The sequence below is a fragment of the Methylotetracoccus oryzae genome, assembly GCF_006175985.1.
Taxonomy (GTDB): domain Bacteria; phylum Pseudomonadota; class Gammaproteobacteria; order Methylococcales; family Methylococcaceae; genus Methylotetracoccus; species Methylotetracoccus oryzae.
In genome coordinates this window covers 58,237-74,386 of record NZ_SRSH01000005.1, presented here as the reverse complement: position 1 = coordinate 74,386, position 16,150 = coordinate 58,237, and the positions used below count along the sequence as shown (strand labels likewise).

Genomic DNA, 16,150 nt, shown 5'->3' with positions numbered 1-16,150 from the left:
CAAACGCGGAGTCCGCTCCCATCGTTTCGTCACCGCGTGCCGTTCGACCCCGCGCAATCCCGGCACTGGTACCCGATCGAGCCTGAATCCTTACCGTCCATGCTGCCCAAGCCTCAGCTCACTCAGCGCCGCGACCGTGCCGTGGGCTGGCGCGGTCTGCCACGACGCGGGGTAGTTTCCGAGCGCTCCTCCCGAACACGACGCGGCTTGTCGGCGTGTTGTTCCGCGACGGAGAGCCCGACTGACACCATCAGCCCCTCGATCTGTTCCGGCTCGAGTTCCATGGATCCGCCGGCTCGCAGCCGCGGCGGCAACAGGACGTCACCGAAGCGGACCCGGATCAGGCGGCTGACCGTGACGCCCTGAGACTCCCACAAGCGTCGAACCAGCCGGTTGCGGCCCTCACGGACCACGACATGAAACCACTGGTTGGCCGCGTCGCCTCCCGCGGAACGTATCGACTCGAATTGTGCCGGGCCGTCTTCCAGCCCCACACCGTCCTGCAATCGCTGCAGCATCGCCTCGCCGACGTGCCCGAACACGCGCACCGCGTACTCGCGCTCCATCTCCCGTGCGGGATGCATCAACCGGTTCGCCAGCTCACCGTTGTTCGTAAGCAGCAGCAATCCCTGGGTATTGATGTCGAGCCGGCCGACGGCAATCCAGCGCCCATTTTCCAACCGGGGCAATTGGGTGAACACAACCGGCCGGCCTTCAGGGTCGCGTCGACTGACGATCTCACCCATCGGCTTGTGGTACAGCAGCACGCGGGTGGGTCCGGCGCAGCGTTTGAGCAGATTTATCTGATGCCCGTTGACGACGACACGGTCGCTGAGCGCACAACGGTCACCGAGCTTGGCAAGGCGCCCGTTCACGAACACCTTTCCCTCCTGGATGGCCTGTTCGATCTGGCGCCGCGAACCCAACCCGGCACGGGCAAGAATCTTCTGGATGCGCCCTTCCGCTGCACCCTCGCCTTCGGGACTCTCGTTCAAATCGACGGAGGAATCAGTCATTGTGGCTCATCAATGTGGGTCATGAGGGCGTCAGGCGACTCGGACGCGGCGGGCAGAAGAGGGGCCGCTTCGGCCTCGTCGCCCTCCGCGGCCGGTTCCGAAAACACCGCGAGGGCCGGCAGTTCGGAAAGGGTGCGCAGTCCGAAATAGTCCAGAAACTCCCGAGTCGTGGCATACAGGGCTGGTCGCCCGGGCACCTCCTTGTGGCCCACGACCTGGACCCACTCCCGCTCCTGCAGGGTGCGCACGATGTTAGAACTGACGGCGACACCGCGGATGTCCTCGATTTCGCCGCGTGTCACCGGCTGACGATAGGCGATGATGGCCAGCGTTTCCAGCAAGGCGCGCGAGTAACGCACGGGGCGTTCTTCGAACAAACGCGACAACCACGGCGAATAGCCGTCCCGCACCTGGAACCGAAAGCCACTGGCAATCTGCTGCAGTTGAACGGGCCGAACCGCATAATCCTGCGTGAGTTGGTCGATCGCCTCCCTGACGGTGGCGACGTCAGGGCGCTCCGCTTCTTCGAACAGATTCCGCAAAGCCTCGACGCTGAGCGGCTGCGGCGAGGCGAACAACGCCGCCTCAACGATATCCTTCAAGTTCACGCCGCCACCAGCCCGCTATCGCCGCGTGAACGGACCCAGATAGCGGCAAGAGGTTCGTCCTGAATGATCTCGATCAAATTCTCCTTGGCGAGTTCCAGGATCGCCAGCAAGGAAACCACGGCGCCCTGCCGACCCTCGTGCGTCTCGAACAACTGCAGAAAGTCCAGGCCGCTGGAATCCAGCAGGCGAGCCAGGATCGAGGACATCCGTTCACGCACCGACAAGGCCTCGCGCCGGATCTGATGATGCACGGTTCGATCGGCCCGCTGCAGGACCGATTGAAAGGCGAGCAGCACCTCCTTCAGATCCACCTCGGGGTAAACCTTGCGGATTTGAATGGTGCTGTTATCGACCTCGACCGGAAAGATATCGCGCTCCCAGCGCGGCAAGGTATCGATTTGCTCGGCCGCCTTCTTGAAGCGCTCGTACTCCTGGAGACGCCGTATCAGGTCCGCTCGCGGATCGGCTTCCTCTTCGTCTGCCGACTGCGGCTTGGGCAATAACAGGCGCGACTTGATCTCGGCCAGAATCGCGGCCATCAGGAGATACTCGGCCGCCAGTTCCATCTTGAGCTCCTGCATCATGTCGATGTAGTCGATGTACTGGCGCGTGATCTCCACGATCGGGATATTCAGGATGTCCAGATTCTGGCGACGAATCAGGTAAAGCAGCAGATCGAGCGGGCCTTCGAAAGTCTCGAGCACGACCTCGAGGGCCTCCGGTGGGATGTAGAGATCCTCCGGCAGTTGTGTCAGAGGGCTGCCATTGACGATGGCATAGGCGGGAGCCCCACCCTCCCCCTCTGCAGCTGCAGTGTCGGCCCCGGCCTCGATGGCTTCAGAGTCCGGCGACATCGGCGAACAGACGGATCAGCAGCGCTGCCGGGTAACCGAGAATGCTGTCGAGCAGCTTCGTCGCCAGCAGGATCAGCAGAATCACGAAGCCATAGGGTTCAATCCGCGCCAGCCCGAAGGCCAGCTTGTCGGGCAGCAGCCCCACCGCGATGCGTCCACCGTCGAGCGGCGGAATCGGCAACAGGTTCAACACGGCCAGCACCACGTTAATCTTGATGCCGGCAATGCCCATCAGTCGCATCGGTTCCGAAAAGTAGTCCGGGAGGACGACGGCAAGTCGGATTGTCAGGGCCCAGAACACGGCCATCAGCAGATTCGCGGCAGGACCGGCCACGGCCACCAGCGCCATGTCCCGCTTCGGATGATTGAGACGACGGTAGTCAACCGGGACCGGCTTGGCCCAGCCGAAGATCATCCCGCTGGTCGCGACCAGCAGCCCCGGAATCAGTACCGTTCCGAACAGGTCGATATGGTGGATGGGGTTCAGGGACAGGCGGCCCAGGCTCGCTGCCGTCGTATCGCCCAACAGCTTTGCAACGTAACCGTGCGCGACTTCGTGCAGCGTGATCGCGAACAGAACCGGAATGGCCCATACGCTGAGGGCCTGGATGAACGTGTCTAAATCGGGCATGGAAAGTTTGCGGGATTGATCAGGAGAGAAAGTCGACCGGGCCCGCACCCTGGCGCAGCACGCGGGGCTCATCTTCCGTGAAGTCGATGATGGTCGTCGGAGCGTAGGCGACGATACCGCCGTCCAGCACTAGGTCGACCGCCTTTTCGAGGCGATCGCGGATCTCGACCGGATCCGACAGGGACTCTTCGGCATCCGGTGCGATCAAGGTCGAGTTGAATAGCGGTTCACCCAATTCGGACAGCAACGCCAAGGTGACGGGATTGTCCGGTAACCGGATGCCGATCGTCTTGGCCTTCGGATGTTGCAGCCGCCGGGGAACCTCCCGGGTCGCGCGAAGGATGAACGTATACGGTCCCGGGGACAACTGCCGTATCAGCCGATAGGCTTCGTTGCCGAACTTCGCGAACGCCGAGATGTGCGACAGATCGCGGCAGATCAGGGTGAAATGGTGCGCCTCCTCCAGCATCCTGATCCGCCGTATGCGTTCCAGCCCTTCCTTGTTGTCCAACCGGCACCCGAGCGCATAGGATGAATCGGTCGGATAAACCACCAAACCGCCATCCATGACGATCTCGACCGCACGCCGGATCAGGCGGATTTGCGGGTTGTCCGGGTGGATCTGGAAGTATTGGGCCATCCGCTTAGTCTACTACAGGCGGCCCGCCGACTCATTCCCGGGCCTGCGTCCTGGGTTTCCGCGCCACCTGATCCCGGAGATAAACCGGTATGGCTTCGCCGGCCGACACACAGCGCCCGGCCGCGAAATCCCGGGCCCCCAGTCGCCCGATATAGGCTGCGCGAGGAAAATGGTCTTCAAGCACCTCGACGACCGTCTTCAACCGCTCGGACAATACCCCCCGATACGTGACCCAGCCGCTCCCGACGCCCAATCGCACCATTATGCCAGCGGCTTCGACCCTTTCCGGCGCGAGGACTGCTTCGTCCCCGATGAGGTCCGGGACACCCGCCTGCCCCCGACGGAAAAGCGCACCATAAATTTCACCCATCCGCGCGTCCAGGCAGGCATAGACGCCCTCCCCGGCCGCTTCCTCGAAACTCTGGAAAGCCAGCGCCGCGAGCGTCGACACGGGCAACACCGGACAATCGAGCCCATAGGCGATCCCTTGCGTCACACCCGCTGCGATCCGGAGACCTGTAAACGAACCGGGACCGCGACCGAATGCAACGGCGTCGATCTGCGTCCGCACTACCCCGGCTTCGGCCAGGACCTCTTCGATCATCGGCAGGATCAAGCGATTGTGCTCGCGGGGCGCGACGACATATCGCTCAATGACGTCACCATCCTGCACCAGGGCGGCGGAACAGGCCTCGGTCGCCGTTTCGATAGCCAAAATCTTCATGTGGACTCCTCGGCCTCCACTGTCTCTGCCGCGAAAAACGCCTCGATGTCACTGATGCGGCGCGTGCGCGGCATCGGCGGCAGGCTGCCGATGAAGCGCGCTCCATAGCTTTTCGTCACAACCCGGGGATCACACAGCACGAACACACCGCGATCATGAACATCACGAATCAGCCGGCCGAATCCCTGTCGCAACGCCATTACAGCCGCGGGCAACTGCAACGAACGGAACGGATCGCCACCCGTCGCCTTGACAGCTTCGATACGCGCAGCGAGGACCGGGTCGCCGGGCGAGGCAAACGGTAACTTGTCGATGATCACGCACGACAGTAGTGCCCCGCGCACATCCACGCCCTCCCAGAAGCTTGCCGTGCCCAACAGAACGCCGTTGCCCGCGCGCTGAAACTGATCCAGCAACAGGGCCTTCGGCTGGGTACCCTGGACGAATAGCGGGAACGGCAGATCCGCCAGGCGGAGCAACTCGGCGCCGCGATTCATGGCCTGGTGGCTCGTGAACAGCAGGAATGCGCGCCCGCGGCTGGCCGAGAGTACCGGCAGCACCGTCTCGATCATTCGGCTCGTAAAATCGGGGTGAGAAGGTTCCGGGAGACCCGGCGGCAGATAGATCAGACATTGCTGACGGTAATTGAAGGGGCTGTCGCAATGGAAGGCGACACAATCATCGACTCCCAACTCCCGGGCTGTCTCGTCGAAACTCCCGCCGCTGGCAAGTGTTGCCGACGTAAAGATCCAACTGGCGCCACTGGCTTCGTGGAAACGGGCGAACTCTTCCGCGGTGTCGATGGGTGTCCGGTACAGTTGGAACCCGCGTCGGCGTACGTCGACCCATAGCACGTCCTTGTCATCCGTCTCGGTCTCCCCGACGAACCCCCCGAGGCGCTCAACCAGGGTCTCGACACGATGATGGCAGGACTCCAGTCCCGGGCTGCGTTCGATGACCCGCGAAAGCCCATCACGCAGCGTACTCAAGCTTTCCGCCAGAGCCGCGAAGGCTTCCGCAACCTCGGGCAGCATGGCCGCGTGCGTCCAGGCCGCGCGTTCCGCGGCACCGCCCAGGGCAAGCGTGGCATCCTGCAGCGTCTCTTCGACCCGGGACGCTCCAGCCACCAATTCCCGGAACTCGCCCGGAAATTTCCCCAGTTCGAGCCGGAGATCTTCGGCGCACGCCTCGACTTGCCTCGAGCCCAGACTGACCCCAAGAAACTGCGACGCCGCCTCGGAGAACTGATGGGCTTCGTCAACGATGACCACCTCCGCCTCGGGCAGCAGTTCACCCAGACCGTCCGCCTTGAGCACCCAGTCCGCCCAAAGCAAATGATGATTGATGATCAGAATCTGCGCCTCTTGAGCGCGCCGCCGCGCTGCCGCGACACAACAGCTGCCATAGCTGGGACACTCCTGCCCCAGACAGTTGTCTGCCGTCGAGGTGACCGCATGCCACAGCGGGGACTCGTCGGGTATGTCAGCGACCTCGGCCTTGTCCCCGACTGTCGTAAAGCGCGCCCAGCGGCGTAGACTCTCGATCTGGGCAGCATCCTGCACGCGCTGCCCGAGGTGGAAGCCGAGCACGTGCTCCAGCCGGTACCGGCATAGATAATTGCCGCGGCCCTTGAGCAAGTCAGCGCTGAACGGGACCCCCAAAGCGCGGCGCAGCACCGGCAAGTCCTTGCCGAACAGCTGGTCCTGCAGCGTGCGCGTCCCCGTCGATACGATGATTCGCCGACCCGACAGGATCGCCGGCACCAGGTAGGCATAGGTCTTGCCGATTCCGGTGCCGGCCTCGGCAAGCAGTGTCTGCCGGTCGGCTATCGCCGCAGCGACCGCCCGGGCCATGTCAAGCTGGCCTGCCCGCGGCAGATAATGGGGCAACTCGCGCGCTAGAGGGCCGTCCGCAGCGAAAACGGCTTCCAGCGAAATCACCCTACTCCGCCGCTGCCGGCGCCGCTGCCCCGGGCGTCTGACGCTGGCGAGCTTCTTCCATCAGCTGCTGATTCGCCGCGATCAGGCCCTCGTTGTCCTCCGCCAGAGCAGACGATTTCCGCGCCAACTCCTCCGCGAGGGCAGGTTCGCCCTGTTCCAGCCGTACCTGCGCCAGCTCGTGCCACAGGCGAGGATTGCGCGGTTGAATCCGCAGCGCCCTTTCCAGCGAGGCCACTGCATTGTCGAGATCCCCGGATGAGCGGCTCGCCGCCGACTCCTCCAGCAACGCGACGATCACTGCCGGTTCGACGGGCCCCTTTTCCTCGGCAGGAGAGGAAGCCGCGTTGGAGGGTTGCGTTTCAGATTTCGTGGACGGCGCAGCGGGCTTCGACGACGGGGACACCGCTTCTGGCCGCGAAGCCGGGGGCCGGTCCGCGCCGGGTGCAGGCCCGGCAACCCGTCGCGGCGCGCAGCCCGGCAACGCTGCGGCGATGCCAATCAGCATGGGCAGCACTATGAGACGGGCAATCAGCAAGGGCTGGCGGGCGATCATTGCAGGAGTTTGTTATGGAATTGCAGAACGATGTGTCAAGAAGCGCGACTGCCCTGCGGCGCAGCCACCTCCCGCTGCCGCGACGAAGGATTCCCGGACGACCCGTCAACGCGCAGGCACACCCGCAGGTGTCGGAAGCTGTCGCGATCACCGGCACCGGCGACCAGCGCCCACGCATACTCGCCGCAGTCGCCACGTGCCTGCACCACCACGATCCACGGCGTCACGACACTGCTGCCCCTGATCTCCAGCCGCTCCGGTGGGCAATCGTTGCGTTCAAACCACCAGCCCCGCTCTTCCCCGTAACACAGGAATCCGCCCAGCCGCGATAGCCGGCGCATCTGATACCCGTGACTGGCAGCGATCAGGCAGACCCCAACTAGACGCGCCAGCAGCGGGAGTGCACAGACCCAGATCGCGAGCCCTGCCAGCAGATGCAGCAGCACCACGTAGCGCACGAGTGCCGCACCCGGCTCAAGCGGAAACCGAAGCGAGCGCAAGAATCCGGGCCGGCAGATCGCCTAAGGACTCATCCCGGTTCGCGCCACCGAAAAACAGGGCCTGCAGTTCGCTGTCGCGGCGCTCCAGCAACGCGACGAATCGCGCTTGCTCGTCGGAAGGCGCGGCGGCATAGGCCTGTTCCAGGTAACGGGACAGCAAGAGATCGAGTTCGCGGGTGCCGCGGCGGCAGCGCCACACCAACTCGGGCGGCACACCCGTCACGTCTGCCGGGCTACCAACAGCTTTTTGATCTCCCCGATGGCCTTGGCCGGATTGAGCCCCTTAGGGCACGCATCCACACAGTTCATGATCGTGTGGCAGCGATACAGTTTGAATGGATCCTCCAACGCGTCCAACCGCTCCCCAGTCGCCTCGTCGCGACTGTCCGCGATCCAGCGATAGGCCTGCAGCAAGGTGGCCGGCCCCAGATAACGGTCGCCATTCCACCAGTAACTGGGGCACGAGGTCGAGCAACAGGCGCACAGAATGCATTCGATCAGTCCGTCCAGCTTGGCGCGTTCCTCGTGGCTCTGCAGTCGCTCGTGGTCGGCCGGCGCCGGTGACGGGGACTGCATCCAGGGCTTGACGGACGCGTACTGGGCATAGAAATGCGTCATGTCCGGCACGAGGTCCTTCACGACCGGCAGGTGCGGCAGCGGCGTGATCCTGACGACATCGTCCACGGCATCCAGCGCTTTCGTGCACGCCAGTCCGTTCCGACCGTTGATCGTCATCGCACACGAGCCGCACACCCCCTCGCGGCAAGAGCGCCGGAACGTCAGTGTGCTGTCGATCTCGTTCTTGATCGCGATCAGTGCGTCCAGCACCATCGGGCCACAGCGCTCGGCATCGACATGAAAGACATCCATCCGCGGATTCTCATCGCGATCGGGATCCCATCGATAGACCTCGATCCGCCGAAGGCTTCCGCCGCCCGTCGGTTTGGGATGAATCCGGCCAGGCTGTACCTGCGAGCCCGGCGGCAATCGAAACTCAGCCATACGGCACCTTAACGTTATTGATACGAAATCGAAGGTCGTTGTTGACAGGAATCCGCCGTCCCACCCTGGTTTCAGTCCGAGATTCCACCTCGGGTCAGCTGGGCAGGATCAAGCACGGCCAACAACTGCGCGCGCGCTAACCCCGTCATTTCCTCGGCCACATCGACGATGGGTCGGCCGCTCCGATAGGCGGCCTTGGCCACCTCCGCTGCCTTGAGGTAGCCGATCATCGGATTGAGCGCAGTCACGAGAATCGGATTCAGCGACAAAGCCCGCTTCAGATTGTCTTCCCGGACCCGGAAGTCGGCGATCGCCTTGTCCGCCAGCAGCCGAGCCACATTGGCCAGCAACTCGATGCTGGCCAGCAGGTTATGGGCGATCACGGGCAGCATCACATTGAGCTGAAAAGAACCGGCCTGTCCGGCGACGGTAATCGTCGCGTCATTGCCGATTACCTGCGCAGCGACCATGCAGGCTGCTTCCGGAATCACCGGATTGACCTTGCCGGGCATGATGGAACTGCCAGGCTGAAGCGCTGGCAGTTCGATCTCACCGAGACCAGCCAAGGGTCCGGAGTTCATCCAGCGAAGATCGTTCGCAATCTTCATGATGCCGACCGCAATCGTCTTCAGTTGGCCCGATACCTCGACAGCGGCATCCTGACTGCTCAAGCCCTCGAAGAACGATGGGTTCGGCACGAACGGCAGGCCCGTCGCATCCGCCAGCGCCTCGGCGACCCGCCCTGCGAACTCAGGATGCGCGTTGATGCCGGTGCCGACCGCGGTTCCGCCCTGGGCAATTCGATACAGACGCGGCAGGCTGGCGCGCAGGCGCTCGACACCGCTGTCGATTTGCGCAGCCCAGCCCTGGAGTTCCTGTTCCAACCGGATCGGCATCGCATCCATCAGATGGGTGCGGCCGGTCTTGACGACATGGCTCTCGGCCTGGCCTTTCGCGCGGACCGTCGCCGACAGATGTTCCAGGGCGGGGATCAGGATTTCGTTGATCGCCAGTGCCGCGCTGACGTGGATCGCCGTCGGGATCACGTCGTTGCTGCTCTGACTCATGTTGACGTGGTCGTTCGCACTGACGGCCTGTCCGGCGTTGCGGGATGCAATCGCCGCAAGCACCTCGTTGACGTTCATGTTCGTGCTGGTTCCGGACCCCGTCTGGTAGACATCGACCGGGAACTGATCGGCGTACTCGCCATCGAGCACGGCCTGCGCCGCCGCTTCGATCGCAGCGCCGATCGATCCGTCCAGCAGGCCGAGACGCACGTTGACGGCTGCCGCCGTCTGTTTGATCAGTGCAACCGCACGAATGAAACGATCCGGCAGGCGCAGGCCGCTGATCGGGAAATTTTGTACAGCTCGTTGCGTCTGGGCGCCGTACAAGGCATCGGCGGGGACCTGCATCTCGCCCATGCTGTCGCGTTCGATTCGGGTATTCACGGTCATCCTCTGTGATCAATCCGATGGTGAGTCCCGGTGCAAGGCCTCAGTCTGCCCCGCTGGCCATCAACTCCTGCAACGCCGCAGCATCGAATGGCCAGCCGACTTCGCGCCCGCTCCCCTCGTTGCGCACGACCGGGATGCGCGTGCCGTACCGCGCCAGGAGGGCCGCATCGTCGGCAATGTCGACCGTCTGCCATTCGGGGACCGCGGCCTGCTGCAGGACCGCAACGGCCTCGTCGCATAAATGGCAACCCATCGTTCCCAAGAGCGTCAGCATTGGCGTGTCGAGGGTCACCGCACACCTCCACGTCTGACGCACGCGGCCTGCCCTTTCGATCGCGCTTCTGCCCTGATGTTCATTATGCGCGGACCACCTACCGGCTCGACGGCTCGTAGGCCAGGTTCGGCGCCAGCCAGCGCTCCATCACGGCCAGCGGCATACCCTTGCGCTGCGCATAGTCCCGGACCTGATCTTCGCCAAGCTTCCCGACATTGAAATAGCGGGATGCCGGGTGGGCCAGATACCAGCCGCTGACGGATGAGGCGGGCATCATCGCGAAAGATTCCGTCAGCGCAATCCCGGTGACACGCTCGGCGTCGAGCAACTCGAACAGGGTTGCCTTTTCGGTGTGGTCCGGACAGGCCGGATAGCCGGGAGCCGGACGGATACCCCGGTACACTTCCTCGATCAGTTCTTCGTTGCTGAAATGCTCATCGGCCATATAGCCCCAGAGCACCTTGCGCACACGCTCGTGCAGACACTCGGCAAAGGCCTCGGCGAGACGGTCGGCCAGAGCCTTCAACATGATGCTGCTGTAATCGTCATGCTCCGCCGCGAAGCGTTCGAGATGCTGTTCGATCCCGTGCCCTGTGGTCAAGGCAAACGCGCCGAGATAATCCGCGACACCCGTGCTGATGGGCGCCACAAAGTCGCCGAGGCAGTAATTCGGCTGGCCCGGCGGCTTGACCGCCTGCTGCCGCAGGCCATGGATGACGGCCAGCCGTTCGGTACGCGACTCGTCCGTGAACAACACGATATCGTCGCCTTCGGTATTGGCGCAGAAGAAGCCGACGGCCGCGCTGGCCTCGAGCCAGTCGTTCGCAACCAGGATCTCGAGCATCGCCTGGGCATCCTTCCAGAGGGCGCGCGCCTGCTCGCCGACCACCTCGTCATCGAGTATCTTCGGGTAGCTGCCGGCCAGTTCCCAGGTGTGGAAGAACGGCGACCAATCGATGTACGGTACCAGGGTTGCCAGCGGGAAGCGCTTGAACTGCTGCACGCCCAGGAAACTTGGCCGGGCCGGCGCGTAGTGCGCCCAATCCGTGCGAAAGGCATTCGCCCTGGCCTCGGCCAACGTCAGCTGTGGCTTATGGGACTGCCGCCCGCCGTGCCGCTCCCTGACGTCTTCGTATTCCTTGCGGATCCCGGCCATATAGTCGTCGCGCTGATCCTCGCTCAACAGGCTGGATGCAACACCCACCGCGCGGGACGCGTCGGTCACGTAAACCGTGGCACCACGCGTATAGTGCGGTGCGATCTTGACGGCCGTGTGCACTCGGGAAGTCGTTGCGCCGCCGATGAGCAGGGGTATGTCGAAGGACTGGCGCTCCATCTCCCTGGCGACATGTACCATTTCGTCCAGCGAAGGCGTGATCAGGCCACTCAGGCCGATCACGTCGACCTGATGCTCGCGGGCCTCCTGCAGGATGCGTTCACAGGCGACCATGACGCCAAGATCGACCACGTCGTAACCGTTGCATTGCAGCACGACGCCGACGATGTTCTTGCCGATGTCGTGCACATCGCCCTTGACCGTCGCTAACAGGATCTTGCCGTTCGAGCGGTGGTCGCCCAACGCCTCCTTCTCGGCCTCCATGAAGGGCATCAGGTACGCCACGGACTTCTTCATGACCCGGGCCGACTTGACGACCTGCGGCAGGAACATCTGACCGGCGCCGAACAGGTCGCCGACGACGTTCATGCCGTCCATCAGCGGACCTTCGATTACATGCAGCGGCCGTTCGGCCGCCTGACGGGCTGCTTCGGTGTCTTCCTCGATGAACTCATCGATACCCTTGACGAGTGCGTGCTCCAGTCGCTTCGCGACCGACCATGATCGCCACTCGAGATCTTCCTTGCGTTCCGCGACACTGCCGTCGCCGCGATACTTCTCCGCGATGGCCAGCAGCCGCTCGGTCGCATCGTCGCGGCGGGCCAGCACGACATCCTCGACGCGCTCGCGCAGTTCCTCGGGCAGTTCGGCGTAGATCGCAAGTTGCCCGGCATTGACGATGCCCATGTCCAGGCCGGCCCGGATCGCGTGATACAGGAAGACCGCGTGGATCGCCTCGCGGACCGGATTGTTGCCGCGGAACGAAAACGACACGTTCGACACGCCGCCCGATATCAGTGCATGCGGGAGCGTGGCCTTGATTGCGGCAACGGCCTCGATGTAGTCCAGGCCGTAGCGATTGTGCTCTTCGATACCGGTGGCCACCGCGAAGATGTTCGGGTCGAAGATGATGTCTTCTGCCGGGAACCCGATCCGCTCGGTCAGCAATCGATAGGCCCGGGCGCAGATCTCGACCTTCCGCGCCAGCGTATCGGCCTGCCCTTGCTCGTCGAAGGCCATCACGACGACGGCGGCCCCGTAGCGCCGCACCAATCGGGCGTGGTGCAGGAAAGGCGCCTCGCCTTCCTTCAGTGAAATCGAGTTGACGATCCCCTTACCCTGTATGCACTTCAATCCAGCCTCGATCACGTCCCATTTGGACGAGTCGATCATGATCGGAACCCGAGAAATGTCGGGTTCGCTGGCGACGAGATTCAGGAAGCGCACCATCGCCGCCTGGGAATCGAGCATGCCCTCGTCCATGTTGACGTCGATGACCTGAGCACCACTCTCGACTTGCTGGCGAGCCGTGTCCAGCGCCGCGTCGAAACGACCTTCCACCACCAGGCGCCGAAAGACAGCCGAGCCGGTCACGTTGGTCCGCTCGCCGACATTGACGAACAGGGTATCGGGTCCGATGTTCAGCGGCTCCAGCCCGGACAGGCGGCAGCGCGGTTCGATCTCCGCAACGCTCCGCGGCGGAAAATGCTGCACGGCATCGTGAATGGCCTTGATGTGCCGCGGCGTGGTACCGCAGCATCCGCCGATGATGTTCAGGAAGCCCTGCTCGGCCCAGTCGGCGAGTTCCTTGGCCATGCTCTCGGGCGACTCGTCGTATTCGCCGAATTCGTTGGGCAGACCGGCATTCGGGTGCGCGGAAACATGTGTGTCCGAGATGCGCGCCAGTTCTTCGATGAACGGCCGGAGTTGCTTTGCGCCCAGCGCGCAGTTCAGACCGATCGACACCGGTTGCGCGTGGCGCAGTGAATTCCAGAACGCCTCTGCCGTCTGACCGGACAGTGTGCGTCCGGAAGCATCGGTGATCGTGCCCGAGATCATCACCGGCAAGTCGACGCCGCGTTCGTCGAAATAGCGTTTCACCGCGAAGACGGCGGCTTTGGCATTCAAGGTGTCGAACACCGTCTCGATCAACAGGATGTCGGCACCGCCAGCGACCAGCGCATCGGCCGCCTCGAAGTATGCGTCGACGAGTTCGTCGAAGGTGACGTTGCGGTGACCCGGATCGTTGACATCGGGGGAGATCGACGCGGTCCGGTTGGTCGGCCCGAGTACGCCGGCGACGAAGCGCGGACGGTCGGGGGTCCTCGCCGTGACTTCGTCCGCCACCTGGCGCGCGAGGCGCGCGCTCTCGTAACCGATCTCGTAGGCCAGATCCTCCATGCCATAGTCGGCCATGCTGATCCGGTTGGCGTTGAAGGTGTTGGTCTCGAGTATGTCGGCGCCCGCATCCAGGTAGGCGCGGTGGATTGCACCGATGATCTGCGGCTGGGTCAAGGACAGCAGGTCATTGTTGCCCTTCAGATCTGAGGCCCAGCTAACGAATCGCTCCCCACGATAATCGGCCTCGGACAAATGGTAAGTCTGAATCATCGTGCCCATGGCGCCATCCAGAAAAAGAATGCGCTCGGACAGGAGGCGATGGAGAAGTTCGGCACGCATGGTGGGGAGGCGAGACATCGGCAGGAAACAGGAGCATACGGAGGATCGTTCGCATTCTAAGGTGACACCCCGCCACGATAAAGCCCTTTTTCGCCGTAGCCTCTCGAACCCGCAACGGGGTTTCCTTGCCAGCTTTCGCGTGAAGGTGTCACAATCCGGCCTTCTCGCCGCACGGCGGCCGCGGCCATTAGCCTGTGTTGGCGGAATGGTGGGCTGACAGACCGAAGGTGATCGACGCGGTACATGGAGACGATGTCATGCCGAAACAGATGCGAATCCGACTGATGGGAATCCTGGCGCTCCTCGCGGCGGCCAGTAATGGCTGGGCCGAGGTCGCGCTGACCGACGGAGCCGAGTTGACCGGAAAATGGAAGCTGGAATCGGTCGCGCCCGGCATCAACAAGGCGCGAATCAGCGAGAACCGGGTCTGGGAGTTCCGGGCCGATGGCACGATCGTGACATCCGGACATAACCGTATCCTCGGTGGCGAGGACCGCTACGAGTGGAAGTACAAGATCGTTGACGGCAGGATCGTGGCCGATGACCCCGGCCGTCCTGGCCGAACCATCGATTATGTCGTCTACGAGAAGACGCCGGACTCAATGATCCTTAAGGGCGGCCTCGAAGGATTTTATTTCTTCAGAAAGCAGTAAATCGCCGATGGTGGCCACGCCACGGATCTCCCCGCGGCACCGCACCGTAGTCGTACCGAGACCAACGCGCCTCCGCACAAACCCCAGCCGATTGCCCTTCACGTGAGCTACCAACCGCCCGGATCGGACAAACCATCCCTGTTCTCCATGATCGGCAGCGCCTTGTCGGCCGCGTTCGGGGTTCAGAGCGAACAGAAGCGGCGCCGCGACTTCCAACACGGGTCTCCGACCCTGTTCGTGCTCGTCGGGATCGCGATGACAGTGGCCTTGGTGCTGGCGATCTATCTCGTCGTCCGACTGGTACTGTCGGCCTCTGCCGGTTGAGGTACTTGCGTCCTGCGGTGCCCGCGGGCCGAGAAGCACCGGCCGCGGAGCGCCGCTGACCCGCGCCGCCACCGCGTGTCGATTGTTTCCGCGCAGGAAGCAGACGCGGCACTCGATGCAGCGCAATGCGCCTTCCTGCTACCAATTGCCCTTGTTTGGGGTCCTGACACGCGGTATAAATCGCGACATCGCCCAAGCGGTTGCAGGTGCGGGCATCTGAGGACAGGCTCAATGACGACCCGCGGAAGGAACGCCCATCCGACGCGGCTGGACCAGCGCGGCATTCGCGGCGAGGATGGGAATTCCCTCCCCCGATCCGGCGACGGTGTCGGATGGACCGAACCTGCTCTACCCCGCACGACAGCGACCATTCGAGCGCCACTAACGAGACCCCAATTGCCCCTGATGAGACAACGTCCGCTATCGCCACATCTTCAGGCCTACCGCCTGCCCGGCACCGCGCTGCTGTCGATCTCCCACCGTATCTCGGGTGTCGTCCTGACTGTCGGCACCGTGCTCGGGAGCGTGCTGCTGCTGGCTCTCGCCTTTGACCAGAACGCGTTCGAGCAGCTGCGCGACGCCATCGCAACCCCCATCGGAAGGGGGGCGCTGTGGCTGTGGCTATACGCCTTCCTGTTTCATCTATGCCACGGCGTCAGGCACCTGCTGTGGGATATCGGCTGGGGCTTCGAGCGCGAGCGGATGCAGCGATACGTAATCCTTGAGTTGGTGGGTTCGGTACTCTTGCTGTTTGTTGTGTTCGTGACTTCCCAGATTCTGACTTAGGCAGCCGTTATGGAATTCCAGTCCCCGCTCGCCCGCGCCCGTGGCTTGGGCTCCGCCCACCACGGCGCGACACACTGGTGGCGCGAACGCATCAGCGCATTGTTGTTGCTGCCCACGGGACTTTGGTTTGCCGTCTCCCTCGCACGTCTTCCGGACGTTACGACTGAAGCCGCCAGCGACTGGGTCGCCTCCCCTGTCAATGCCTTGCTACTGATCGTTTACGTGGTGGCCGCCTGCTACCACGCCGCGCTGGGCATTCGGGTCATCATGGAAGACTACATCACGCGCCGCCCACTGCGTATGACCGCGATCCTGTTCGCCAACGGCACCCTGCTGACCGCTGCGCTATTTTCGGTGTACGCCGTCCTGCACATCGCCCTCGGAACCTGAAT

General features: G+C 63.4%; 18 protein-coding genes. 4 read left to right on the top strand and 14 right to left on the bottom strand.

The genetic code is table 11. The annotated features are described in order from the left end of the window. Window positions 1–122 precede the first annotated feature (122 nt). The 14 genes from rluB to metH form a co-directional block, all read right to left on the bottom strand. Complete coding sequence (rluB, locus tag BWR02_RS06750; RefSeq protein ID WP_139556986.1) at window positions 123–1,016, bottom strand: 23S rRNA pseudouridine(2605) synthase RluB; 894 nt, start codon at window positions 1,014–1,016, stop codon at window positions 123–125. Further along, window positions 1,013–1,624 (bottom strand): SMC-Scp complex subunit ScpB, encoded by a 612-nt coding sequence (scpB, locus tag BWR02_RS06745; protein ID WP_139556985.1) that lies wholly within the window; start codon window positions 1,622–1,624, stop codon window positions 1,013–1,015. The genes rluB and scpB overlap by 4 nt, the downstream gene beginning before the upstream one ends. Further along, a complete protein-coding gene (locus BWR02_RS06740) occupies window positions 1,621–2,478 on the bottom strand; it encodes a segregation and condensation protein A (RefSeq protein WP_139556984.1) in 858 nt (285 codons plus the stop codon). Before BWR02_RS06740 ends, scpB begins: the two co-directional genes overlap by 4 nt. Next, the gene (locus tag BWR02_RS06735) at window positions 2,462–3,109 is read right to left on the bottom strand and encodes a site-2 protease family protein (protein ID WP_139556983.1); all 648 of its coding nucleotides are present in this window, start codon (window positions 3,107–3,109) and stop codon (window positions 2,462–2,464) included. Before BWR02_RS06735 ends, BWR02_RS06740 begins: the two co-directional genes overlap by 17 nt. A 19-nt stretch (window positions 3,110–3,128) precedes the next feature. Next, complete coding sequence (locus tag BWR02_RS06730) at window positions 3,129–3,749, bottom strand: L-threonylcarbamoyladenylate synthase (RefSeq protein WP_139556982.1); 621 nt, start codon at window positions 3,747–3,749, stop codon at window positions 3,129–3,131. 31 nt (window positions 3,750–3,780) lie between these two features. Further along, window positions 3,781–4,473, bottom strand: a complete 693-nt coding sequence (tsaB, locus tag BWR02_RS06725; protein WP_139556981.1) for a tRNA (adenosine(37)-N6)-threonylcarbamoyltransferase complex dimerization subunit type 1 TsaB — start codon at window positions 4,471–4,473, stop codon at window positions 3,781–3,783. Next, window positions 4,470–6,413 (bottom strand): DNA repair helicase YoaA, encoded by a 1,944-nt coding sequence (gene yoaA, locus BWR02_RS06720; RefSeq protein WP_201276185.1) that lies wholly within the window; start codon window positions 6,411–6,413, stop codon window positions 4,470–4,472. The genes tsaB and yoaA overlap by 4 nt, the downstream gene beginning before the upstream one ends. A 1-nt stretch (window position 6,414) precedes the next feature. Continuing rightward, window positions 6,415–6,966, bottom strand: a complete 552-nt coding sequence (locus BWR02_RS06715) for a tetratricopeptide repeat protein (RefSeq protein WP_201276184.1) — start codon at window positions 6,964–6,966, stop codon at window positions 6,415–6,417. Window positions 6,967–7,001: 35 nt separating this feature from the next. Continuing rightward, window positions 7,002–7,424, bottom strand: coding sequence for a protein YgfX (locus tag BWR02_RS06710; RefSeq protein WP_139556980.1), 423 nt, complete (start codon window positions 7,422–7,424; stop codon window positions 7,002–7,004). A 16-nt stretch (window positions 7,425–7,440) separates the two neighbouring features. Then, entirely contained in the window at window positions 7,441–7,689 is a 249-nt protein-coding gene (locus tag BWR02_RS06705; RefSeq protein ID WP_236101998.1) for an FAD assembly factor SdhE, read from the bottom strand. Next, window positions 7,686–8,468, bottom strand: a complete 783-nt coding sequence (locus BWR02_RS06700; RefSeq protein ID WP_139556979.1) for a succinate dehydrogenase iron-sulfur subunit — start codon at window positions 8,466–8,468, stop codon at window positions 7,686–7,688. Before BWR02_RS06700 ends, BWR02_RS06705 begins: the two co-directional genes overlap by 4 nt. 71 nt (window positions 8,469–8,539) lie before the next feature. Beyond that, window positions 8,540–9,925, bottom strand: a complete 1,386-nt coding sequence (locus tag BWR02_RS06695) for a class II fumarate hydratase (protein ID WP_139556978.1) — start codon at window positions 9,923–9,925, stop codon at window positions 8,540–8,542. Between the two features lie 40 nt (window positions 9,926–9,965). Then, entirely contained in the window at window positions 9,966–10,217 is a 252-nt protein-coding gene (locus BWR02_RS06690) for a glutaredoxin family protein (RefSeq protein WP_236101997.1), read from the bottom strand. A gap of 79 nt (window positions 10,218–10,296) precedes the next feature. Next, the gene (gene metH, locus BWR02_RS06685; protein ID WP_139556977.1) at window positions 10,297–13,995 is read right to left on the bottom strand and encodes a methionine synthase; all 3,699 of its coding nucleotides are present in this window, start codon (window positions 13,993–13,995) and stop codon (window positions 10,297–10,299) included. A 257-nt stretch (window positions 13,996–14,252) separates the two neighbouring features. Between metH and BWR02_RS06680 the strand changes: the two genes are divergently transcribed. The 4 genes from BWR02_RS06680 to sdhD all read left to right on the top strand — a co-directional run bounded on the left by BWR02_RS06680 (window position 14,253) and on the right by sdhD (window position 16,148). Next, window positions 14,253–14,648 carry a hypothetical protein gene (locus tag BWR02_RS06680; RefSeq protein ID WP_236101996.1) on the top strand — a complete coding sequence of 132 codons (396 nt, stop codon included), beginning with the start codon at window positions 14,253–14,255 and terminating at the stop codon, window positions 14,646–14,648. 102 nt (window positions 14,649–14,750) lie between these two features. Beyond that, the gene (locus tag BWR02_RS06675) at window positions 14,751–14,972 is read left to right on the top strand and encodes a DUF2970 domain-containing protein (RefSeq protein ID WP_236101994.1); all 222 of its coding nucleotides are present in this window, start codon (window positions 14,751–14,753) and stop codon (window positions 14,970–14,972) included. A 405-nt stretch (window positions 14,973–15,377) separates the two neighbouring features. Continuing rightward, window positions 15,378–15,758, top strand: a complete 381-nt coding sequence (sdhC, locus tag BWR02_RS06670; protein ID WP_139556976.1) for a succinate dehydrogenase, cytochrome b556 subunit — start codon at window positions 15,378–15,380, stop codon at window positions 15,756–15,758. A gap of 9 nt (window positions 15,759–15,767) precedes the next feature. Next, a complete protein-coding gene (sdhD, locus tag BWR02_RS06665) occupies window positions 15,768–16,148 on the top strand; it encodes a succinate dehydrogenase, hydrophobic membrane anchor protein (RefSeq protein WP_139556975.1) in 381 nt (126 codons plus the stop codon). Window positions 16,149–16,150: the final 2 nt, after the last annotated feature.

Bases quoted from the DNA above. Each gene is read 5' to 3' on its own strand.
- BWR02_RS06700 (WP_139556979.1), bottom strand. From the start codon at position 8,468: ATGGCTGAGTTTCGATTGCCGCCGGGCTCGCAGGTACAGCCTGGCCGG.
- tsaB (WP_139556981.1), bottom strand. From the start codon at position 4,473: ATGAAGATTTTGGCTATCGAAACGGCGACCGAGGCCTGTTCCGCCGCC.
- BWR02_RS06680 (WP_236101996.1), top strand. From the start codon at position 14,253: ATGCCGAAACAGATGCGAATCCGACTGATGGGAATCCTGGCGCTCCTC.
- BWR02_RS06735 (WP_139556983.1), bottom strand. From the start codon at position 3,109: ATGCCCGATTTAGACACGTTCATCCAGGCCCTCAGCGTATGGGCCATT.
- rluB (WP_139556986.1), bottom strand. From the start codon at position 1,016: ATGACTGATTCCTCCGTCGATTTGAACGAGAGTCCCGAAGGCGAGGGT.
- sdhD (WP_139556975.1), top strand. From the start codon at position 15,768: ATGGAATTCCAGTCCCCGCTCGCCCGCGCCCGTGGCTTGGGCTCCGCC.
- BWR02_RS06740 (WP_139556984.1), bottom strand. From the start codon at position 2,478: ATGTCGCCGGACTCTGAAGCCATCGAGGCCGGGGCCGACACTGCAGCT.
- metH (WP_139556977.1), bottom strand. From the start codon at position 13,995: ATGCGTGCCGAACTTCTCCATCGCCTCCTGTCCGAGCGCATTCTTTTT.
- BWR02_RS06715 (WP_201276184.1), bottom strand. From the start codon at position 6,966: ATGATCGCCCGCCAGCCCTTGCTGATTGCCCGTCTCATAGTGCTGCCC.
- sdhC (WP_139556976.1), top strand. From the start codon at position 15,378: ATGAGACAACGTCCGCTATCGCCACATCTTCAGGCCTACCGCCTGCCC.
- BWR02_RS06695 (WP_139556978.1), bottom strand. From the start codon at position 9,925: ATGACCGTGAATACCCGAATCGAACGCGACAGCATGGGCGAGATGCAG.
- BWR02_RS06730 (WP_139556982.1), bottom strand. From the start codon at position 3,749: ATGGCCCAATACTTCCAGATCCACCCGGACAACCCGCAAATCCGCCTG.